This is a genomic window from Wolbachia endosymbiont (group B) of Ablattaria laevigata (assembly GCF_964277395.1).
Taxonomy (GTDB): Bacteria; Pseudomonadota; Alphaproteobacteria; order Rickettsiales; family Anaplasmataceae; genus Wolbachia.
This window is the reverse complement of record NZ_OZ195519.1, coordinates 1,270,307-1,293,443: the sequence shown is the minus strand read 5'-3', so window position 1 is coordinate 1,293,443 and position 23,137 is coordinate 1,270,307. Positions and strand designations below refer to the sequence as shown.

General features: G+C 34.5%; 22 protein-coding genes. 18 read left to right on the top strand and 4 right to left on the bottom strand.

Annotated elements, in window-relative coordinates; genetic code table 11:
* Positions 1-5 precede the first annotated feature (5 nt).
* Positions 6-431 (top strand): hypothetical protein, encoded by a 426-nt coding sequence (locus ACICP1_RS06070; protein ID WP_264375113.1) that lies wholly within the window; start codon positions 6-8, stop codon positions 429-431.
* A 28-nt stretch (positions 432-459) separates the two neighbouring features.
* Here ACICP1_RS06070 and ACICP1_RS06065 read toward each other — a convergent pair whose 3' ends face one another.
* Both ACICP1_RS06065 and ACICP1_RS06060 read right to left on the bottom strand, forming a co-directional pair.
* Positions 460-1,746, bottom strand: a complete 1,287-nt coding sequence (locus ACICP1_RS06065; RefSeq protein WP_395461296.1) for an APC family permease — start codon at positions 1,744-1,746, stop codon at positions 460-462.
* A 70-nt stretch (positions 1,747-1,816) separates the two neighbouring features.
* A complete protein-coding gene (locus ACICP1_RS06060) occupies positions 1,817-3,091 on the bottom strand; it encodes an APC family permease (RefSeq protein ID WP_029237623.1) in 1,275 nt (424 codons plus the stop codon).
* Positions 3,092-3,236: 145 nt separating this feature from the next.
* On the opposite strand from ACICP1_RS06060, the gene ACICP1_RS06055 reads away from it, so the two are divergent.
* A complete protein-coding gene (locus ACICP1_RS06055; RefSeq protein ID WP_395461295.1) occupies positions 3,237-4,646 on the top strand; it encodes a hypothetical protein in 1,410 nt (469 codons plus the stop codon).
* A gap of 203 nt (positions 4,647-4,849) precedes the next feature.
* Positions 4,850-5,620: a 5'/3'-nucleotidase SurE gene (gene surE / locus ACICP1_RS06050; protein WP_395461294.1), complete on the top strand. Its 771-nt coding sequence runs from the start codon at positions 4,850-4,852 to the stop codon at positions 5,618-5,620.
* Here the strand turns inward: surE and hisS are convergent.
* Both hisS and ACICP1_RS06040 read right to left on the bottom strand, forming a co-directional pair.
* The gene (hisS, locus tag ACICP1_RS06045) at positions 5,617-6,840 is read right to left on the bottom strand and encodes a histidine--tRNA ligase (protein WP_395461293.1); all 1,224 of its coding nucleotides are present in this window, start codon (positions 6,838-6,840) and stop codon (positions 5,617-5,619) included. The genes surE and hisS overlap by 4 nt on opposite strands.
* Positions 6,837-7,409 carry a NifU family protein gene (locus tag ACICP1_RS06040; RefSeq protein ID WP_006015115.1) on the bottom strand — a complete coding sequence of 191 codons (573 nt, stop codon included), beginning with the start codon at positions 7,407-7,409 and terminating at the stop codon, positions 6,837-6,839. The genes hisS and ACICP1_RS06040 overlap by 4 nt, the downstream gene beginning before the upstream one ends.
* A gap of 169 nt (positions 7,410-7,578) precedes the next feature.
* Here ACICP1_RS06040 and ACICP1_RS06035 point away from each other — a divergent pair, with 169 nt between their 5' ends.
* From ACICP1_RS06035 to ACICP1_RS05965, 15 genes are all read left to right on the top strand, one after another.
* A complete protein-coding gene (locus ACICP1_RS06035; RefSeq protein WP_236607909.1) occupies positions 7,579-7,830 on the top strand; it encodes a DnaJ domain-containing protein in 252 nt (83 codons plus the stop codon).
* 91 nt (positions 7,831-7,921) lie between these two features.
* Positions 7,922-9,019, top strand: a complete 1,098-nt coding sequence (locus ACICP1_RS06030; protein ID WP_395461292.1) for an ankyrin repeat domain-containing protein — start codon at positions 7,922-7,924, stop codon at positions 9,017-9,019.
* A 259-nt stretch (positions 9,020-9,278) separates the two neighbouring features.
* On the top strand, positions 9,279-10,451 hold the full coding sequence (locus ACICP1_RS06025) for an ankyrin repeat domain-containing protein (RefSeq protein WP_395461291.1): 1,173 nt from the start codon (positions 9,279-9,281) through the stop codon (positions 10,449-10,451).
* A 122-nt stretch (positions 10,452-10,573) separates the two neighbouring features.
* Complete coding sequence (locus ACICP1_RS06020) at positions 10,574-11,800, top strand: cytochrome bc complex cytochrome b subunit (protein ID WP_395461290.1); 1,227 nt, start codon at positions 10,574-10,576, stop codon at positions 11,798-11,800.
* Complete coding sequence (locus ACICP1_RS06015) at positions 11,800-12,561, top strand: cytochrome c1 (RefSeq protein WP_264376048.1); 762 nt, start codon at positions 11,800-11,802, stop codon at positions 12,559-12,561. The genes ACICP1_RS06020 and ACICP1_RS06015 overlap by 1 nt, the downstream gene beginning before the upstream one ends.
* Positions 12,562-12,646: 85 nt before the next feature.
* Positions 12,647-14,581, top strand: a complete 1,935-nt coding sequence (gene uvrB / locus ACICP1_RS06010; RefSeq protein WP_395461289.1) for an excinuclease ABC subunit UvrB — start codon at positions 12,647-12,649, stop codon at positions 14,579-14,581.
* A gap of 306 nt (positions 14,582-14,887) precedes the next feature.
* On the top strand, positions 14,888-16,084 hold the full coding sequence (locus ACICP1_RS06005) for a nitrate/nitrite transporter (protein ID WP_395461288.1): 1,197 nt from the start codon (positions 14,888-14,890) through the stop codon (positions 16,082-16,084).
* Positions 16,085-16,122: 38 nt separating this feature from the next.
* Entirely contained in the window at positions 16,123-16,422 is a 300-nt protein-coding gene (locus ACICP1_RS06000; protein ID WP_007302154.1) for an integration host factor subunit alpha, read from the top strand.
* Entirely contained in the window at positions 16,419-16,745 is a 327-nt protein-coding gene (locus ACICP1_RS05995; protein ID WP_012481900.1) for a MerR family transcriptional regulator, read from the top strand. The genes ACICP1_RS06000 and ACICP1_RS05995 overlap by 4 nt, the downstream gene beginning before the upstream one ends.
* 52 nt (positions 16,746-16,797) lie before the next feature.
* The gene (locus ACICP1_RS05990) at positions 16,798-17,388 is read left to right on the top strand and encodes a murein hydrolase activator EnvC family protein (RefSeq protein WP_007302156.1); all 591 of its coding nucleotides are present in this window, start codon (positions 16,798-16,800) and stop codon (positions 17,386-17,388) included.
* A 4-nt stretch (positions 17,389-17,392) separates the two neighbouring features.
* Positions 17,393-19,852: a leucine--tRNA ligase gene (gene leuS, locus ACICP1_RS05985; protein ID WP_395461287.1), complete on the top strand. Its 2,460-nt coding sequence runs from the start codon at positions 17,393-17,395 to the stop codon at positions 19,850-19,852.
* Between the two features lie 120 nt (positions 19,853-19,972).
* A complete protein-coding gene (locus ACICP1_RS05980; protein WP_395461286.1) occupies positions 19,973-20,530 on the top strand; it encodes a hypothetical protein in 558 nt (185 codons plus the stop codon).
* 117 nt (positions 20,531-20,647) lie between these two features.
* Positions 20,648-21,376: a hypothetical protein gene (locus ACICP1_RS05975; RefSeq protein ID WP_395461314.1), complete on the top strand. Its 729-nt coding sequence runs from the start codon at positions 20,648-20,650 to the stop codon at positions 21,374-21,376.
* A 316-nt stretch (positions 21,377-21,692) separates the two neighbouring features.
* The gene (locus tag ACICP1_RS05970; protein ID WP_395460941.1) at positions 21,693-22,640 is read left to right on the top strand and encodes an IS110 family transposase; all 948 of its coding nucleotides are present in this window, start codon (positions 21,693-21,695) and stop codon (positions 22,638-22,640) included.
* A 139-nt stretch (positions 22,641-22,779) separates the two neighbouring features.
* Positions 22,780-23,127 (top strand): IS630 transposase-related protein, encoded by a 348-nt coding sequence (locus ACICP1_RS05965; RefSeq protein WP_213864026.1) that lies wholly within the window; start codon positions 22,780-22,782, stop codon positions 23,125-23,127.
* Positions 23,128-23,137 lie beyond the last annotated feature (10 nt).

Below are 23,137 nucleotides of genomic sequence, written 5' to 3'. Positions count from 1 at the left end.
ATGAAATGAGTAAAAAACATGATGACACTAAGGTCAAACCTGCAGTATCTGCATTTCAAAAGCCTGAAAAAATCAATAGATTAGAGATTCAAAATGTTCTTTCGAAAAAAAGCAAGCCAGCGATAAATTTTGATGATAAAAAGTATGGTGTGAAAATTTCTAAGATAGACCAGCATCTTTCAAACAAGAAGCAAGAATCTTTTGGATTAAGAGATTTTTTAAGTTCAATACCAATAATAGGAAGATCTTTAGTGAAAATTTTCACGCCTGAAAAAGAAGAGTATAAAAAACTGCAATCGCAAATAGGTCTTTCTAATAAAGCAAAAAATGAGATCTACATAGATAATAAACGCACAGAAGAAGTAGGTAGCAAACTTGAGAATGGTAATATTGAACAAGTAGATAAAGAGAAAAAAAATCTTGGCCCATAAATATTAACCATTTAAAGTGTATCTCTCACTACTGAATTTGTTGCACAGAAGTTTTGCAGTACCAAAATAAATAAATGGGTATGCCACTTGCAGTGAACAGGCTCGAAGTCAGCAGAGTACCTACAGGGGTTTCTAATATCACCCAACAACAAAAGGTTGTTGCTATGCTACCAATTAAAAGCTTATAACAACTCCTCTCCTGTATAATAACCTTTAGAAAGGCAAAACAGCACGCAAGATAAACGAACAAAAATGAAATTACAGAAAAGTCAATAATCGACGTAATCTGCTGGGCAAAATTGTTGTTTGAAGTGAGAATTAGTAAAATTGCAGTTCCAATTGAACTAACTGTTATTCCCCAAAAAGGAGAGCCATGCTTGTTCCTTTTAGCAAAGAATTTTGGCATTAGTCTAGCTTCTGCAAGACCAAAAGCAACTTGTCCACTAGATAAAACCCAAGCGTTTAGACTGCCAACACAAAAAATGAATGCAACTATAGAAACAATTAAATGCCAATTACCTGGAAACATAATTTTTATCGCATCAACATATGGTGCTCTTGAACTTGCTAAATTGTTGCCATTGATCAATCCCATAATTGCAAAATTGTTGATAAAATATATAACAGCAACACAAACTGTGCCAAGCACCACAGCTTTTGGTATAGTTTTAGCTGGATTATCAACTGACCCTGCAGGTGCTGTTGCCAATTCAAGTCCAATAAAACACCATAAAGTAAGGAGTGTAGAGCGGGCAAGAATTTGCGATGTTGTAAGACTTAATATTTCTTCACTTATGATAAAATTATTTCTATCGAAAAAAAACAACGCTGCTACAGGTATTGCAAGCAATACAGCAACCTTCACAACCGTGAGCAGAAACTCAACGTGCCCTGCAGTAGCTATTCCCCTTAAATTTATTAATGTAATGATTGTAAATAACAACAGCTCTAAAAATAAACGCATACTTTTGATATCTTCATGGAAAAATGGTGTAAGATAGCCAACACCCACAACTATTAAAGCTGTTGTACTAACCCATGAGATTACCCAATATGTCCAACCAACAAAGAACGCTGCAGCAGGACCAAAAGTATGTTTCACATAAACGTGAGGACCTCCTGTTTCTGGAAACTTTGCACATAGCGTAGCAAAAACTAGCGCAAGAGACACAGCACCAGCTCCTGATATCATCCAACTTATAAGGCTATAAGCGCCATATGGAGCAAGGCTAATTGGAAGCATAAAAACCCCAGAGCCGATCTGACTACTAATGACTAAAGCAAAAACAGCCCAAAAACCTATTTTATTTGACACAATACCTCTTAATTCTATTAATGTAAGCCAGTAGTATAGCTTAAGAATTTTAGCAAATAAAAAATTTAAGTTAAGTTTTTAGTTTATGATACCAAAGTAGATAAATAAGTGTTCCGCTTAAAGGGAATAGACTTGATATTAACAATGTTTTTATAGAAGTCTCGTATATTACCCAACAGCAAAAAGATACAGCCACACCTCCAATTAAAAATTTGCAGTAGCTTTTGTCTTGTATATTAACTTTGAGAAAAGCAAGGCTACATGCTAAGTAGATAAACAAAAATGACACCACAGAGATATCAATTATTGAAGTTACTTGCTCAGCAAAACTTTTGTTTGACGTTAGGATAAGTAAAACTAACACCCCCAAAGTACTGAGTATTATTCCCCATAATGGAGCATCATGCTTATTTTTTTTGCCAAAAAATTGCGGCATTAACTTGTCTTTTGCAAGGCCTAAGGTGACCTGTCCATCAGCTAAAAACCAAGCATTTAAATTACTTACAGAAACGATAAAGGCAACAACAGAAATAATTAAATGCCAATTACCTGGAAACATAATTTTTATCGCATCAACATATGGTGCTTTTGAACTAGCTAGGTCATTACAACTTATCAATCCCATAATTGAAAGACTATTGATGAAATATATCACAGCAACACAGACTGTTCCAAGCACTATAGCCCTTGGTATTGTTTTAGAGGGATTATTGACATATCCTGCAGGTGCCGTTGCTGATTCAAGTCCAATAAAACACCATAGAGTAAGGAGTGTAGAACGAGCAAGAGTTTGTGATATTGTAAAGTTTGATACTTCCTCGCTTACAATAAAATTATTTTTATCAAAGAAAAACAACCCTGCGATAGGTATTGCGAGAAGTGCAATAATTTTAACAATGGTCAGCAGAAGCTCAACATGCCCAGCAGTAGTTACTCCCCTTAAGTTTATTAGCATAATAGCTAAAATTAATGTTATTTCTAAAAGCAAACGTATATCTTGTATATCATTATGAAAAAGCGGGGCTAAATAACCGATACTTGCAATTGTCACAGCTGTTGAGCTTACCCACGAGCTTACCCAATATGTCCAGCCAACAAAAAAAGCTGCTGTAGAGCCAAAGGCATGTTTCACATAAATATGAGGACCACCCGTTTCTGGAAATTTTGCGCAGAGTGAAGCAAAAACTAAAGCAAGAGATATAGCACCAAATCCTGATATAACCCAGCTTATGAGGCTATAAGCGCCGTATGGTGCAAGGCTAATTGGGAGCATAAAAATTCCAGAGCCGATTTGGCTACTGATCACCAAGGCGAAAATAGCCAAAAAGCCTATTTTATTTGACACGACAATGTTTAATTTTTATCTGAATATATTAACAATATAGCTGAAGCTCGAAAATTTCAATTGATCTTTTTTGTATAAAAATTTGCATTTTTTTAATTTAAGCATATAATGAGAAGTATATTAATAGGTTATTAAGAAGTGGTTTATGAATCCGAGGTTAAAAACATTTTTGGTTGTTTGTGGGTATGTTCTATTAGTTGGTGCTGCTATTGGAGCAATTTTTTTATTTGACTACTTACTTGAGATCTTTATTGATGCGCTTTATGCATTCCTTCTTGCCAAAACTTCAAGTGAGGTGTTAGCTGTTTTTGGAACACTTGCAGTTTTACTTGCCACTTGTGTTTTGTGCTACGGACTGCATAAGCTCTGTTCTATTTTTACAGAAAAGATTACAAGTAGCTATCAATCTTTCAAAAATGAAAATAGTGATGATAACATTTTTTCTGAAGTATATAATGACCCGACAATAGGGTTGAAAGATAAGATTTTATTTTTTTCTATATACTCAATATATTGTATCCAATTACCATTTTTGTATTGTTCATCGAAGATATCAGAGCTTAGCAGAACATTATCAAATAGTAGAGCGTTGGGTCTTAGAATATGTTTAGTGCTTATTAATACTATATTATTGATCCCAGTAGCACTTCTTGAGTTAATAAAGTATCCATTAATAAAGCTCTTCTCGCCTCTGGGTTTAAGTGTAAAGCAAATGAGCTTTTTGTTTAATGTAAGTGATGTAGGTACTGGTAATCAGAATGTTCATACTAGAAGTTTTGAGCAAAGTGTTATTGAGTGTGCCAAAAAATTAAAGGAAGAACATGGGACTCCGTCAAATGAGCTGGATGAAGAGTTTGAAGACTACATAAATAATTCAGATGAGCTGACAACTGAGCAAAAAGAGCAATTAAAACTTTATCTTAATTTTAATGGTTCCAATGGAGCAACTTATAGAGAATCAAGAACTGAATTAACGCTAACACAAGCTGCAAACTTAGTTTTAGCTGCAGCCAAGAATCAAAAGTTAGATGTAGATTTACTAAAATGCATGTTACTCATGCGTTTACAAGAAGGAAGTGGTGCATGTCATCTTGGAATGTTTAATCGTATTATTTATTCGCTTAGTTGCCTTGAAGCAAAAAATAACTTTACAGTTGAGGTAAATGCTCAAGTATACGAAAGAATGCCAAGCATTACGGAAGAGTTTCTCAACCATTATGAAAGCAAAAAGATGAAGATTTTAAAGAATAATTTTAACAATTTCTACTCTGAGAATGGTATGGATCCTGAAGTAAAAGATAGTATGGGTAAGTTGATGGAAGAGGCAAAGCAATTTGTCTTTAATAAATTGTATATTGATTACTATAATAGATATGGCCAAGAAGTTGGAAGGGGTCCTATAAAGCAGAAATTGAAAGAACTAATTACAGATGAGGATATCAAGGAAGCAGTAAGTGCTGTAATAGATAATATAGAAATCCCTGAAAAACCATCTACTTATCTTGAAAAGATGAAAGCATTTTTTGCAGGGCATACAGGATTCTCTGCTGCTTAGAGCTCTGAGACTTGCCTAAGCTTTGATTGTGAGTTAGGCGTGAAGATAATAATTGTATTTACGATTAACTCACAGCAAACTAAACAATGGCAACCTGGAAGCACTTCTAATTTTTCCTTATTGATTTGTAGCAGGTTCTTTGTTATGGTTATGAAAACAAACTTCAAACCTCATTAGTATACTTTAATAGGTGAGTATTACATATGATAATATTGATAACAAATGATGATGGCTTTGAAAGTGAAGGAATAAGATTACTTAAAGAGATTGCACAGAATTTTGCATCAGAAATATGGATAGTGGCGCCAGATGCTGATAGGAGTGGAGCTGCAAGATCTCTTGATTATCCAGTCAAACAATCTATTAGAATAAACCAACATAGTGAAAGGGAGTTTAGTGTGTCTGGTACTCCCGCAGATTGTGTCATTATCGCGTTAAATAAAATTATGAATAAGAAACCAGACTTAATATTATCTGGAGTAAATATTGGATCAAATGTTGGAGATGATATTTGTTATTCAGGCACAATCGGTGCTGCAATGGAAGGTGCTGCAAGATCTATACCTTCTATTGCGCTGAGCCAAGTTTATCTTAATGAAATAAACTGGCACAATACAAAGATTTTTGCACCAAAGGTTATCAGCAAGCTAATGAAAGTTGGTTGGCCTAAAGATATAGTGATGAGTATAAATTTTCCTGCTACAGAAAAAGTGAAAGGAGTAGAATTTGCTGAACAAGGTGAATATAACATTGATGGTGATTTAACTTTTACTGAAAACTTAAATGGTTCTTTGAGCTTAAATTGGTCTCGGGAACACTCAGGCAGTGGTAGTGTAGATAAAATAAAAGGAGGTTTTATTACTATTACACCGATAAAATTAGATTTTACAGATTATGATACATTAAATGCTATGAAAAATTCTTGTGCAGAGGAATTTTCTTCTATAGCTAACACTCCTATTGCTTCTGATTAGATATTTTCTACGATTTTATCGCGAGCAATCATTTTTTCTTCACCCGTGTCCATGTTTTTAATTTTTAAAGTTTTACTGCTTAGCTCTTCATCACCAAAGATTAATACAACTTTTGCATTTGCTTGATTTGCTTTTTTCATTCGGGTTTTTAGAGTTCCACTATATTCGTAAATCACATATAAACCATTTCTGCGTAATTCACTTGCAAGTGTTAGAGCATGTTCTTCAGCTTCTCCACCGATTGGAATTATATAAATAGGCCTCTCTTTTTTTTCAGCATAGTTGATTAATTCCATTATACGCTCAATCCCCCCTGCAAATCCTATTGCTGGAGTGTGTTTTCCACCTACTGAAGATACTAGATTATCGTATCTTCCACCGGCAAAAACTGCTCCTTGTGCACCTAAATCTTCTGTGACAAATTCAAATACTGTGTGACAATAATAGTCTAGACCTCGAACTAATTTGCTATTTACAGTGTAAGGTATGCCAAGAGCTTGGAGTCCATTTAACACCTGGTCAAAGAAATATGAAGATTCTTTTGTATAATAATCACTGATTTTTGGTGCGTCAGAGATTATTTCTTTATCTGTCTTATCCTTAGAGTCTAATATTCTGAGTGGGTTTTTAATCAATCTATTTTGACTATCTTCTGATAGGTCATTTTGAAACTTTTTTAAATACGATATCAAAGCTTCTCTATACTTACTTGTTGTTTCACTATCACCCAGAGAGTTGATTTCCAGCTTTACATTTTTATTGATGCCAAATTCAGTTAGTAAGTGCTGAGCGAGTGATATCAATTCAATATCAGCTTTTGGATCTTCTATGCCAAAAACCTCAAAATTTATCTGATGAAATTGCCTTTGTCTTCCCTTTTGCGGTCTTTCATAGCGAAATGCAGGCCCTATTGAAAATAATTTTATCGGCGTTTGCAGTTTTTTTTCAATGAGTAACCTAACAATAGCTGCAGTGAACTCAGGACGCAGAGTTATGCTCTTTCCCCCTTTATCATTAAAGGTGTACATCTCTTTAGTGATGATGTCTGAGCTATCACCTAAAGTCTTTGTGAAAACTTCCGTATATTCAAATATCGGAGTTTGAGCAGGCAAAAAGCCGTATAAACTTGAGATTCTATTTGCTGTTTGCTCTATGTATTTAGATTTATACCATTCATCAAACAGGAGATCTTTCGTTCCTCTAACTGTTTGATTAGTCATAGCATAGTCTCTATACCTGAAACTTCTGGTATGTGATAGCTTAGCATATTCTGCACTCCTTGCTTTAAAGTAATTGCAGCACTTGGGCATCCGGAGCAAGCTCCTTGTAACTCAACATAAACTATCCCGTCTTTATAGCCACGAAATTTGATATCACCACCATCTTGAGCAACTGCAGGTTTAATATAACTTTCCATCAATTCTTTTATTCTATTTACAATTTCTATATCATTTTCATTAAAGAATTCTTCCTCTAGCATTTTATTATCACTTACTCCTTCTTTATCAAATGCTTTTCCACCAGAAGTAAAGTGATCCATAATTGTAGTTAAAATTTCCACCTTTACTATATCCCAATTCATTCTATCTGATTTTGTTACCGAAATAAAATCATGACCAAAAAATACTCTTACAACATGTTCTATTTGAAAAAGATTTACTGCTAGTTTGGAGTTCTTTATTTCATCTGCATTTGAAAAATCAGCTGTTTCTCCTTCGCTCAGAATTTCAAAACCAGGAAGAAATTTCAGCGTGTTTGGGTTTGGTGTTTCTTCAATCTGGATAAACATGTTATTTACCATGACAATTATAATTGTTACTATTTAATCATAAAATGATAAAAAAATATACATGTCATTCATCTTCTTCCTTTTTTTGATATTCACAATAATCACGTTTGTTTTACCTAGCGTTGTTGTATTTTTTCTCTTTTTGGCAAAGAGAAATAACATAAGTTTTATGATGAACTCTATATTAAGTAAGTTTTTGAACGAATTTAACAGCAGTAAAAGTTACACCAAAAATTACACTGGTGATAATATGTCCAAAGATGAAGCATTAAAAATACTGGGGCTGAATTCCGAGGCAAGCCAAAATGAAATCAATAAGGCATACCAAAATTTAATGAAACTGGTCCATCCAGACAAGGGAGGCTCGGAATATTTTGCACAAAAGTTAAACGCAGCACGTGATAGATTGCTAAAGACCTAATTTTTAACTATTGTTTTCTCTGTAAATTTTACTTGTAAATACTAAATCATGTGATACAAAGCCAAGGGCGTTGTCTTTTAGGAGGTATTTGATGCGAAAATACAGAATAGAAGAGTTAAGGAATAAATTGTTTATTGCTATAAACAAACTTGATTTTGAGAAAGTTAAAAGATGTGTTAGAAAGGCAAAGATTAAAGGTGTACAAAACGATATTATTAATGGTAAGCAATATGGCATGGCACCTATACATTTTGCTACTTACAGAGCTAACTCAAAGATATTGCAGTTTTTGATTAACAATGGTGCTCGTGTTAATGCTGTGAGTGATGCGTGCATTGTTCCTTCCGTATCCATTGTTGTAACATATGATATGGAGAAAGTTGTATTTGATTGTATTCACGGCAACACTAGCTTTCAAGGAATGCAAAATTTTACAGCTTTACACTTAGCACTTTATCAGTGTCGATTAGATATAGCAAAAGTTCTGCTTGATAATAATATTGATATTAATATTAGAAGTACAAATGGCAAAATAGCATTTGAGGTTATTCCAGGTTATGAAAGTCTTTGCAGTGATGGCTGTGACATAAAAAAAATATTCTTAACTGTGTTAAGATTTCATAAAAATAATTGTACAGAACTATTACTTTCTGCTAGAATAAATACTAAGTTAGAATTAGAAGCTGGTGATACTCCAGATGCAGCAAGTAGTACAGCGAACCCTTTCTCAGCCTCCACCAGGGCAAATACTAAGATAGGATTGGAAGCTGGTGATACTCCAGATCCTGCACCAAGCAGTGCAGTAAAACCTTTTTCTTTTATTAATAGTATATTTAGTTGGGTAACCACTGCCACACTCAATGGCTTATTCAGCAGTGCTCCTACTTTACTTCCTGCACAGCAATCTGTTGATCACTTGGCTGGTAGCCCAATTGGTTCTTCACAAGTTGATTTTAATTCAACAGCTCTACTAACTGATGTAATGATCAGAAAGTTCACAGAGAAAAAATACTCAAGGCCACTAGAAGATTCACTTCTCACAATACAAGAAATTAGAGAAAGAAGGCTTAACACTATAGAAAAAAACTTCGAGACAGCACTTAGTAAGTGTGAAAAACTTTATCAACATCCTGAAAGTTCATTAAGCAATTTAACGATATCTAAAGGTATGCATCAAAAGTCCCTCTAAATCAGTTAAAATAAGCACTCGAATTCGAGTGCTTATTTACAAAACTTATCCCTTATTTCCTTTTCTAAAGCATATTGCTTCTTATTAAGAGCAAAAAAATTTGAATAAGGAAGCTCAGCATGTCTTGTACGAAAGTTAAAGTGATAGATTGATGAAGACCTAATTTTTAACTATTGAAATTTTTTCTCTGTAAATTTCACTTGCACATACTAAATTGTGTGATATAAAGCCGGGAACGTTGTCTTTTAGGAGGTATTTGATGGAAAGACAAGAAATAATTGAGAGCCTGAGAAAAAAATTATTTTCTGCTATAAACAGAGATGATTTTGAGAAAGTTAAAGAATATATTGAAGAGGCAGAACATAGACACATAAAAAATGAGATTTTGAATAATGAAAAATATAGTATGAAGCCTATGCATTCTGCTACTTACATAGGTAACTTAAAGGTATTGCAGTTTTTGTGTGACAGTGGTGCTGATGTTAATACTACTATTAGCAGTCGATATTTGAGTACTCCCTTACACATTGCTGCTATTAATGGCAAACTAGAAATAGCACAGTTTTTACTTGATCGTGATGCTAACATCAATGCTACAAATTATAAAGGCTTTACACCTTTGTACTTAGCATTTAACCATTGTCATTTAGATATGGTAAAACTCCTACTCTGTAGAGGTGCTGATGCTAGTATTCAAAGTCAGTACGGCAAAACAGCATTAGATGTTGTTGGAGGTTATAGAAAAGATAGATGTAATAGCAATAGTAAAATTCAAGAGATAGAATCTGTATTGAGCAGTGCTACTGAAGATGATTGTGAAGCAAAATTAACTTCTATAAAAGCAGGTGTTAAGGTAGGGTTAGACGCTAATGACGCCACAGATTCTGTAAGTAGTGCAGCGAATCTTTCATTATTCCCTACCAAAGCAATCAAGATAGAATTGGAAGTTAGTAATACCACAGACTTGGCAAGTAGAACAGTGAATTCTTCCTTCACTCTTATCAGAGAAAATTTTGAAGAAGTTAGCAGCACTGCAAGCAATGCAGTAAAACCTTCTTCTTTTATTAATAGTATATTTAGTTGGATGACTACCACCATCAGTTGCTTATTCAGCAGCGCTCCTGCTTTACCTACTGTACAGCAATCTGTTGCACGTTTAACTGGAAGTCCTATTGGTTCTTCACAAATTGATTGTAATGGAACAGTTCCGCTAACTGCTTTAGCAATAAGTAAGTTCACAAGAAAACAACATTTTAGGCCACTAGACGATTCACCTTTGACAGCAGAAAAAAATAAAGAAAGAGAACTTGACATTATAGAAAAAAAATTCGAGACGGCACTCAGTAAGTGTGAAAAACTTTATCAATGTCCTCGAAGTTCATTAAGCAATTCAACAATATCTAAAGGTGTATGTCATCAAAAGTCCCTTTAAAACAAGCACTCAAATTTGAGTGCTTGTTTTTGTGAAATCTACTCTTTAAACTTAAACTTTTTATTGTTTATTAGCGTTAAATTGTTACAATACAATGAGTTAAGATGACAAAGCTTTAAGTTATGGAAGATGATAGCAAAAAAGAAATAATAGAAGAAAAAGGTATATTAGGTTGGATAGAGTATAGACTGCCTATATTTTCTTTTCTAAAACATACTGCTTCTTATCAAGTACCAAAAAATTTAAATTATGCTTGGAATTTTGGTTCTTTAGCTGGTATAGCGCTGATTTTACAAATAATAACAGGTATATTTCTTGCCATGCACTACACTCCGCATGTTGATCATGCATTTAATAGTGTGGAGCGTATAATGCGTGACGTAAGTTATGGATGGCTGATACGTTATACTCATGCTGTTGGGGCGTCGCTCTTCTTTATGGTGGTCTATGTTCATATCATGCGTGGATTATATTACGGATCTTATAAGAGACCGCGAGAAATGGTATGGTTTATTGGCATATTTATATTTTTTGCAATGATGGCAACTGCCTTTATGGGATATGTTCTTCCATGGGGACAAATGAGTTTTTGGGGTGCAACAGTTATAACTAATTTATTCTCGGCTATACCTTTAATTGGTGATAAAATAGTTATATGGCTATGGGGAAGTTTCTCTGTTGATAATCCAACGCTCAATCGTTTTTTTGCGCTGCATTATCTTATGCCTTTCATTATTATCGCTTTAGCTATGTTGCATGTTGTTGCTCTGCATAGGTTTGGCTCTAATAATCCAAGTGGAATAGAAGTCAGGTCAGATAAGGATACCATTCCTTTTTATCCTTACTATATAGCAAAGGACTGCATAACTTTTGGTTTATTTTTTATAATTTTATTTGGATTTGTTTTTTATGCCCCTAATTATCTTGGGCATCCTGACAATTATATAGAGGCTGATCCTATGGTAACTCCAGTACATATAGTGCCAGAGTGGTATTTCTTACCTTTTTATGCGATGCTGCGTTCAATTCCAAATAAACTTATTGGTGTACTTACCATGTTTGGATCTATTTTAGTGTGGTTTCTTTTGCCTTGGCTTGATAAATCAAAGGTTAAAAGTGGTTCCTACCGTCCATTATTTAAGAAATTTTTTTGGGTTTTTGCAATAAATTTTGCATTTCTTGCCTGGCTTGGGGGACAAGAAGTTAAGGAGCCTTACATTACTTTAAGTAGGCTTTCAACTCTTTATTATTTTTCATATTTTGTGATAATTTTACCTTTACTTAGTAAGTATGAGAAACCAAAAAAAATACCAAAAACAATAAGTGATTCCGTTCCGGAGATGAAGTGATGCTGTTGGTTAAAGTTGCTGTATTTTGTATATTACTTCTCACTAATTCTTTGTCTGCAGAGGAGTTTAAACCTTTACCAAATAAGAAAATCGACTGGAGTTTTGATGGAATTACTGGATCTTTCGATAGAGAGTCAATTCAGCGTGGCTATAAAGTATACAAGGAAGTCTGTGCTGCTTGCCATTCAATGAATAGAATAGCGTTTCGTAATTTGCAAGATGTTGGTTTTTCTGAAGAGGATGTAAAACAAATTGCAGCCTCTTACCAAGTTAAAGATGGTCCGAATGATTTGGGTGAAATGTTTGATAGGCCGGGAGTGTCTTCGGATTATTTTATTGCACCTTTTGATACAAAAGAAGCAGCTGCAGCAAGCAACAATGGAGCAATTCCACCGGACTTATCATTAATTGTCAAAGCAAGACATGATGGTGCAAATTATGTCTATTCACTACTAATTGGTTATCAAAACGGTGAACATGATGAGAACGGTTTATATTTTAATCCATATTTTTCAACAGGCAGGTTAGCTATGGCACCACCACTCTCTGAAGGAATGGTAGAATATGATGGTACAAGGCAAGCCACAGTTGAAAATATGGCATATGATGTGGTAAATTTCTTACAATGGGCAGCAGAGCCAGAACTGGAGCGCCGACATAAACTTGGGCTAAAAATAGTGACATATTTTATAATTTTGACGGTGTTTTTTGTATTAACCAACAACAGGATTTGGAGCAGGCTCTATAAAAAGAAAAAATAGAGTTTTTTATGTTCATTCTTTCATACCTTATTTACACTAGCAAATGTATTGTATAGTAATAAATACATTATGAAAATATAAAGGTATGGAATTTCAAATAGTTACACATTTTCAGCCAGCTGGAGATCAACCACAGGCAATAGACAACTTAGTTGCAGGGTTAAATAGTAATAAAAGAGATCAGGTTTTGCTTGGAGTTACTGGCTCTGGAAAAACCTTCACTATGGCAAATGTTATTGCAAGAACAAACAGGCCTGCATTAATTATGGCACATAATAAAACTTTAGCGGCGCAGCTTTACGAGGAGATGAGAGGATTTTTCCCTCACAATGCTGTTGGATACTTCATTTCTTATTATGATTATTATCAGCCTGAGGCTTATTCGCCACAAACAGACACTTATATTGAAAAAGACTCTTTAATAAATGAAAGAATTGATATGCTACGCTATTCTGCTATATGCTCTCTTTTGGAGCGTAGGGACACGATTGTAGTTGCGAGTGTTTCTTGTATATATGGTCTTGGTTCGCCTGAGAGCTATCTCAGCATGACCTTGACTTTAAGTGCTGGAGATAAGATTCATGTTAATGACTTTCTGAATAATTTAGTTAATCTCCAATATAAACGTTCTGATGTCAGATTTGAGCGAGGATATTTCAGAGTGCGCGGCGATATTATTGATATATTTCCTGCCTATTATGAAAATAAAGCTTGGCGTTTATCATTGTTTGGTGATGAAATAGAGGAAATTTCTGAGATTGATGCCATGAACGGCAATATTATCAGACGCATAGATACAGTCACCATTTTTCCAAATAGCTATTACACTACATCACGTGAGACTCTTTTGCAAGCAGTTCAATTGATTAAAAAAGAACTACATGAACGCCTGGATTATTACTATTCACAGAACAAAATTGTTGAAGCAAAACGCCTTGAGCAGCGTACTAATTTTGATATTGAAATGATGATGGCAACGGGAGTGTGTAAAGGTATTGAAAATTATTCGCGTTATCTTTACGGAATGAAAGCCGGAGATCCACCGCCTACATTGTTTGAGTATTTACCTAAAGATGTAATTTTATTTGTTGATGAAAGCCATGTAACCGTTCCCCAGATAGGTGCAATGTATAGCGGTAATGAAGCACGTAAAAAGAAATTGATAGATTATGGTTTTAGGCTACCTTCTGCTTTTGATAACCGTCCATTAAAATTGGAAGAGTGGGAGACAATACGGCCACAGACTATTTACGTTTCGGCTACTCCAGGAAAATATGAATTAGAAAAGACTAATCACGCATTTATAGAGCAAGTTATCCGCCCAACAGGACTGACAGATCCCATCTGCATCATAAAACCAACAGGGAGTCAGGTTGATGATGTGATTCATGAGGCACAAGTGACGATAAAAAAAGGGTTTTGTATTCTAATTACCACATTGACAAAAAAAATGGCTGAAAAACTAGCTGAGCATATGAGTGAGCTCAGTATGAAAGTAACTTACCTACATTCAGATATTGGTGCACTGGAAAGAATTGAAATTATATGCAAATTAAGATCTAAAGAAATAGATGTTCTTGTTGGCGTTAACTTGTTGCGGGAAGGTCTTGATATTCCCGAGTGTGGATTGGTTGCAATTTTAGATGCTGACAAAGAAGGGTTTTTACGATCAGAGACTTCGCTCATTCAAACGATAGGTCGTGCTGCACGAAATGTTGAAGGCAGAGTAATTTTATATGCAGACAAAATTACTAATTCTATGGATCGTGCACTGAAAGAAACTGAAAGGAGAAGAAAGAAACAGACAGAGCATAATACACTGCATAATATTGTACCAAAAACTATAATAAAGCCTATATCAAATACTTTACGGGAAAAAGTGGTGATTGAGGATTTTAGTCAGAATGATCTAAGCAGTTTGAAAAAACAAATGTTGAAGCATGCTGAAAATTTAGAGTTTGAAGAGGCAGCAAAAATAAAAAGTATTATTGAAAGGTTTAATAATAGATCCACTGCATAATTAGAAAAAAGATGAATAATTAATAGCTAAACTGACTTTGATTTATCAACAATTTGAAAAAACATCATCTAAGTGGCAGAAAAATGAGCCAGTTCATGATAATTTCAAATTTTCACCTTTTATCTTATAGGTAATGATTGTTGAACTTATTTCTTTCTTGAGATTATGTACAGACTCTAACAAATTAAATCTCACAACAAATTTGTTGTTTCATAGCTTTTATATCATACTATAATTGCAACTGTTTTAACAATAATCAGAGCCTAAAAGAGGTTTATTATCAATGGACTATTTATAAAAAATCTTATGGAAAATAAAGCTTGGTTCATTTGGCTAATCAGTAACTTGATTGTTGTATTCAGCAATATGCAGATAATCTACACCTTTATAAGCGTGAATCTTGAAAAAGAACTTGGGCTCACAATCGCGCAAGTTGCACTAGCTAATTCAGCATATACTTGGACTTTTGCTATCTCACAATTTTTTAGTGGGGCAATGTTTAATGTTTTTTCCAGCAAAAAAATTTATTTTTTCTCATTGTCAATCATGCTCTTTGGTTTTTTTGTCCTTATCAAGAGTGACAATTTTGCCCATTTAATTTTATCTCAATTTTTGATCGCAATTGGAGCATCGTTTGGTTTTATTGGCGCTGCTCATGTAAGTAGCACATATTTTCCCCTTACTCAATTTGGACTGATGTTCTCACTAGTGCAGACAATTTCAAGTCTTTCTGCTTTGATGATTCAAATGTGCTTCTCTAGCTTGCTTGCCGAAGGTGCAGATTGGAAAAATCTTATTGTATGCGTAATATTATTTGGCGTATCGATATTTGTACTTATGTTTTTTTATCCGAAAGGACTTTCAAAAAAAAATTTGGGGGAATACACAATAAAGAGCTCTATAAAAACAGTAATATGTTCTGTACTAACAGTGCTAAAATTAAGAGATATCTGGATAACCTCAATAGTGGGTGCTATTACTTTTGGAACATTTTTAGCGCTTAATATGCTGTGGGCACCAAGGTTACTAAGCAACTTAGAACTCAATACAATGGAGTTAGGTGTGGCAATTGCAATATTGTGGCTTGGTCTTGCAGTTGGTGCTCCAATTGCAGATCTAATCTCAAATCTATTTAAAAATAGAAGGCACGTAATCTCTGCTTTTGCCACATTGCAAAGTATTTCAGCTATTATTTTACTATGCGGTAATTTAACAGTTCATATTATATACTTTTGTATGTTAATGTTTGGTTTTTTTGCAGGAGGACATATGCTTAATTTTACTGTTGGTAGTGAGATTGTTGAGCAGAAGTATATTAGCACATCATCATCCATTATCAATGGATTTATGTTTGTTATGAGTGGAATTTTAGTGTCAATTTTAGCACTTTTTTCAGATCATCAAATGGCGCTTTTCACAATATTTGCAATGTTAACATTTGCTAGTATTTTTAATTACGCTACAAAAGAAACATACTATAAAAATAAAGTAGCTGAATCTTGAGTCGATTGTTATATTATATTAACATACTGTAATAAATTATGACAACAAAAGACACAACAGTAACTAAGGCAACAATAGCTGAATGTATAAACCAGGAAATTGGATTATCGAAAGAAGACTCTATTGCAATAATAGATGATATATTGGATGAGATAAAAACGAGCTTAGCAAAGGATGGAATAGTAAAAATATCTTCATTTGGAACATTTTTGGTTAAAAACAAGAAAGAAAGACCAGGAAATATACCAAAGACATCGGAAAGGGTAGTAATTAAAGCGAGAAAATCAATTTCTTTTAGACCTTCAAAAATGATGAAGAAATTAATAAACAACCGATGAATAAGGAAAAATTATTTTACACAATTGGAGAAGTAGCTGAAGAACTACATTTGGAGCAGCATGTTTTAAGATTCTGGGAAAGTCAATTCCATCAAATTAAACCCATAAAACGGAAGGGAAGAAGACTATATGATCATAAGTGTATAGAGGCAATAAAGAAAATAAAATATATGCTATATGACAAAGGATATACAATAAAAGGAGTACAAAAGGAATTTGGTAACGATGTAAGAATTGATCATTATTCAAGAAATTTGTTGAAAGAACTTACCGATTTAAGAGACTATTTGACTGATAAAATAAATGAAGAAAGTAATAAATAGACGAAAAACACTATAAAGTTTTGTGAAAGTTGATATATCTAGAGATAAGTGTATGTGTCGTATAGCCTTGTTCTTTATATTATCAGCAATACTGATAAGCTGTGGCCTGCAAAAACCTGCACCTGTACTACTTAAAGGCGAAGAATTTTATGGGAAAAGAGACCTAGAGTACACAAGGGAGTATCATTTGATTAAAGAAAATGTTGATTCTTCGCTGCGAAAAGAAAGTAGAAAAGCCTTTGTAGATAAGGTATATAACAATAATGCACAAAGCATGTGTAAATTTGTAATACCGGTTAAAGGTGCAGTTACCTCTTCTGATAAAATATGTCAAGATGGCATAAAAATTACTGCTCAAAGTGGAACAAAGGTTATTGCTTCTGCACCTGGCAAAGTAATATACGTAGGCAAAGGCCTGAGGTGGTACGGAAATTTAATTATAGTGGAACATAAAGATAATTACATGACTATGTACTCCTATTTAAAAAACATACAAGTTGAAATTGGTGATAAAGTAAAACAAGGTCAAGTAATTGGATCTGCAGGTAAATCAAGCACACAAGATAAAGATCCGCAGATGTGTTTCACAATAAGACATAATGGTCAAGCAGTCGATCCTTTAGTACATATAAACTGTGATTGAATTTATGAAATATGATTTTAAAAACGTTGAAAAATTCTACCAAAATAAGTGGGATTTTTCTGTAAGCAAAGATAGTAAAAAGAAGAAATGTTACGTGTTGGAAATGTTTCCATATCCATCTGGTAAGATTCATATGGGGCACCTGCGTAACTATGCAATAGGAGATGTTATAGCACGTTACAAGAGAGCTCATGGATTTGAGGTTTTGCACCCAATTGGCTGGGATGCGTTTGGATTACCAGCTGAAAATGCAGCAAGGGACAATAATATTAACCCTGCGGCGTGGACAAAAGAGAATATAGACAATATGCGTGCACAGCTAAAATCTATAGGTCTTTCCTACAATTGGAATCACGAGCTTTCCACATGTGAGCCTGATTATTACAAACACGAACAGAAATTTTTTCTGGATTTTTTAAAGCATGGTCTTGCCTATCGAAAAGAGTCGTGGGTTAATTGGGATCCAGTGGACCAAACAGTGCTTGCAAATGAGCAAGTGGTTGATGGAAAAGGATGGCGATCAGGTGCAGTTGTTGAAAAACGTAAGTTATTCCAATGGTTTTTAAAGATTACTGATTTTGCTGAAGATTTGCTTCATTGTCTGCAAAGTTTAAAAAATTGGCCAGAAAAAGTCAAAACTATGCAAGAGTGCTGGATAGGAAAATCTGAAGGGGCAACTATAGATTTTGAAATAGTTGGCTTGAATAAGAAGTTAAAGATTTTTACAACTTCTCCTCATACTTTATTTGGAGCTTCTTTTCTTGCAATATCAGCAGAGCATCCTATTGTGCGAGATCTTAAGGACGAAGACATACAAGGCTTTATCGACAGTGTGAAGGCAAAGAGGGAGAATGATGAAAAAATAGGGATTTACACAAGATTAAATGTCAAACATCCATTTCTTGATAAAGAGTTGCCACTGTACATAGCGAATTTTGTGTTGATGGAGTATGGAGAAGGTGCGATTTTTGGTTGCCCTGCACATGATCAGCGTGATTTTGAATTTGCACAGAAGTATGGTTTACCGATTATTCCTGTAGTTTGTGAAGAGACCACAGAGATCTTAAAAGAATCGTACTTCGGTGATGGAGTGATGTTCAATTCTGAATTCTTAAACGGACTAATGATTAATGAGGCAAAAAAAGTAATCATAAAAAAACTTGAAGAAAAAGGAATAGGTAAGAAAACAATAAACTATCGTCTACACGATTGGGGAATTTCAAGGCAACGTTATTGGGGATGTCCTATACCTATTATACATTGTAAAGATTGTGGAATTGTTCCAGTTCCAGAAAAAGACCTCCCTGTTGTTCTACCAACGGATGTAGAATTTACAAGTGGTGGTAATCCCCTGGATAAGCACCCAACCTGGAAATTTGTTGATTGTCCAAAGTGCGGAAAGCAAGCAGAACGTGAAACTGATACATTTGACACTTTTTTTGAATCTTCTTGGTATTTTGCTGCATTTTGCAGTGAAAATAAATCGATTAATAAAGATACTTGTAATCGTTTTATGCCTGTTGATTATTACATAGGTGGAATAGAACATGCAATTCTACATTTGCTTTACTCAAGGTTTTTCTGCCGTGCTTTAACTAAATGTGGCTATTTTGACGTTAAAGAGCCTTTCTCTACTTTAATTACTCAAGGAATGGTCTGCCATATAACTTATAAAGATGAGAATGGCAAATGGCTCTTTCCCGAAAAAGCAAAAGAGTTGATTGCGAAGGGTGCTAAGATCCAAGTTGGAAAAGTCGAAAAGATGAGTAAGTCAAAGAAGAATACAGTTGACCCAAACTTTATCATAGAAAAATACGGTGCTGATACTGCTCGTTTGTTTGTATTATCCGATACCCCCCCAGAAAAAGATATGGAATGGTCTGATGATGGCGTGGAAGGTTGTTTTCGCTACATAAATAAATTGTGGCGTATGGTAGTGCAACTTAGGCCCGTAAACATACACTATGACAATGAAAACATTGTAGGTAAACTCCTAGGGTACAGAAAAAAAATCCATAAACTATTGCAAGGGCTTACAGATGACTTGGAAAACTGCAGATTAAACTGTGTGGTAGCAAAGTTTCGTGAAATGACAAATTTAATAGCTGAAATAGACGTAAAAACTGGAAAATCTCTTATTGATGAAGGTATATGCATACTAATCAGAGTAATTGAGCCATTCATGCCACACCTGGCTGAAAATTTATGGCAAAAAATAGGAGGCGAAGGTATGCTATATCTAAAGCCTTGGCCACAAGCTGATGAATCACTACTAATTGATAATATGGTAACTGTGGCAGTACAGATTAATGGAAAGTTGCGTGCGACTATCAAAGTAGAAACTGATTTACCTCAAGAAGAATTGAAGAAAATAGCAACAGGTTCTGTATCCAATAGAATCGATCAAAGCAAAATTCGCACTATATATGCTGTACCAAATAAGGTAGTAAACATAGTTATATAAAAATTTTGAGTAGCATGTCCCTAATTTCGTAGGTATACTTTTTTTGATATGAGGTTATATCTTTTTTAATATAAAGGATATATACTTGTGCATTATATATTTTTTTGTATGGGTAGTTATATGAAAATAAAAGGATTGTGTGTTTTAGCTGTGTTGCTCACTTCATCTCTAGCAGGTGCAGCTAGTAATAAAGTAGCTAGCAATAGCGCAAAAGAGCAGTACTACGCAGGTTTAAACTTTGGTGGTGGATGGGGCACTGGATTAAAAATAAAACCTGGCTTAGTTTTTGGTTATAATTATGATAAAAGCTCTAAGTTTGAACTTGAGATTCTCACCGACGTAAGTGATATGTTTGGTAAGGCAACCAAGAAAATGGGAGCTAGTTTATTAGCAAATTACCGTTATTATCCTGACGTTGACATTGATCCTGTGAAACTATATGTCAGTGGAGGTTTAGGAGGACATCTACAAGTATATCCTTTTGACATTGTTGGCACTGAAACACTAGATAAAATACTGGGTGCTATTTCGTACAAACTGAAGGTTGGTGTTGATTATGAAGTTGCTCCACAGATAGTTGGTACAGCTGCTTTAACCGTAGGCGGGCAACTGAGTGGTTTAAAAGCAAAACAAATACCAGATGCGATGCTGGAAGTAGGAGTACGTTATAGTTTTTAATGCTGGATGGCATTGTGTACATGTTTAGGTGTAACCATAAGCAATGCTCAAAACTTGCTGCTAGCATGTTTGAACACTTATTTTAGTATGTTTTAAGGAATGTTACATATGAGTAATATGAAAATGAAAAAATTGTTTGCTATATTGCTTGCTTCATCTTTAGCAAGTACAGCTAGTAGTAGTGCAAGTGAGTTAGAAGATCGGTACGAAGATCAGTACTATGTAGGTTTAAACTTTGGTGCTGGATGGGGTGATACTTTTAAAATGAAACCTAGCGTTGTTTTTGGTTATAATTATGACAAAAATTCTAAATTTGAACTTGAGGTTCTTGCCAACATAAGTGATATAACTGATAAACAAAAAAGGAAAGTAGGAGCTAGCTTGTTGGCGAATTACCGTTACTATCCTGATCTTGAAATTGATCCTATTAAACTATATGCTAGTGTAGGTTTAGGTGGATATATCCAAGTATTGCCTTCTTTTGGCTTCGGTGGCAGTAGTACAGGTGAAACTACAGTCAAAAATGTTGCAGATAGCGGTGATTCAGGTAACATTGTGAATAGAGATGGTACAAAAAACGATAATACAAGGGAAGAGGAAGAAAAGAGTCAAGAAGCTCCAGCTCTACTAGCTGCTGATGGAAGCAAAGTAACGTCTGATCCATCTTTAGTAGACAAAATACTGAGTTCTATTTCCTATAAACTAAAGGTAGGTGTTGATTATGAATTTACTCCGCAGATAGTTGCTACAGTTGCTATTGCTGCAAGTGGGCAATTAAGTGCCTTCAAGCCACCAGTACAAATACCAGATGCAATCATAGAAGTAGGCATACGTTATAATTTTTAATGTTCTAAATTGCATATTTCTTGTAGTGAATAAGATAATCCTGCAAAGAGGTTTGCTATTTGGATAAAAATTCGATGTTATTATCTAGAGACGGGTTGTAAGTTGGAAATATGATATAAAAGAAGCAAGAAGGAAGGTAACTCTATAAAAAAATATAGTTATCAAAGGCTTGAGCGACCGTAAGACGGTAGTATTACACATACGTAGATATCAAGGTACTCAAGCCTATCCTTCGAGACGTTTGAATAGTTGTTTGGGACATACATATGCACCCGTTTACAATCTTAAATTTTAACTTAAACTCTCGAGGTTCTTTATGGTTATATCCTATCAAAATTTTATTGGCATTGATATCGGAAAACTTGAATTTGTTATTGCAGTGAATGAACAAAAAAGTGTTATCAAGTTTGACAATAGTTGTTCTGGCTGGAAACAATTTTACCAAAAATTTTCAAATATCTTACCCAATTCCATGATAATTTTAGAAGCTACAGGAGGCTATGAGCTTGGCTTATTGTATTTTCTTATTGACAGAAACATTGCTGTGCATCGTGCTAATACTCGTCAAGTTAAAAACTTCATTCTATCTCATGGAACTTTGGCAAAGACTGACAATCTGGATGCAAAAGCGCTCGCCCAATATGGTGCTGAGCGTTGTGGACGTCTGCAGCTATTTACACCTATCTCAAAAGAACAAACCACCTTATTTACACTTTGTCAGCGCCGTGATGATATTACGAAAATGCTTGTTCAAGAAAAAAATAGGCTTAAAACTCCTGGAAATGATTACATTAAGGAAAGTTGTCAACAAACTATTGAATTCCTCAATAATCAGGTAGAAAAGCTTGATCAAGCTATACAAAAAATAGTCAATGAAAACCCTGAACTGAACCGATACCAGAAGATTCTTGAAACAGTTCCTGGAATAGGTAGAAAAACCTCTCAATGTTTATTGTGCCTTATACCGGAACTTGGTTCCTTAAACAAAAGGCAAATTGCAAGCCTTGCAGGTGTTGCACCTCATCCTAAGGAAAGTGGTAAAGCTATTGGTTACCGAAGGATTGTAGGTGGAAGAAGTAACGTTCGTTCAAAGCTTTTCACAGCTGCTATGGCTGCTAGAAACTCCAAGTCAGAACTTGCTGCTTTTTATTGTAAGCTTATTGATAGTGGTAAAAGAAAGATGGTAGCACTCACTGCACTTATGCGTAAAATTATAGTCATCGCCAATGCCAGACTTAAAGAAGCAATTAATTTGCATGTTTAGAAATTTACATGGCAATAATTAAAATTAGTTAATGAATATGTGCGTCCACACACACTAAACGCACATATTCATTGGTTTAAGCAAGGTATAGTATTTCCTAAAGTAAATGATAAAGGTATAATAAAGTATTTGAGTTATAATGGCATATAGTGTGGATTTAAGGGAAAAGGCAGTATTGATGATAGAAAAAGGTAAGACAAAGGTTGAGGTAGCAGAGCTTATGGAGATAGGAATAGCAACTCTGTACCGTTGGTTAAAAAAGAAAGCTGCTGGTGAAAGCCTCAAGCCATCTAAAAACGGTAGCTTTATTCGAAAAATAGACCCCAAAATACTCGAAGAATATGTTACAAAGAATCCAGATCATACTCTGGCAGAGATGAAACAAAATCTTGGATTTGGAATAAACTCAATTTGGTATAGACTAAAACAGCTAAAAATTACTTTAAAAAAAAGTCACACTATATCAAGAGCGCAATCAAGAAGATAGGGAGCAATTT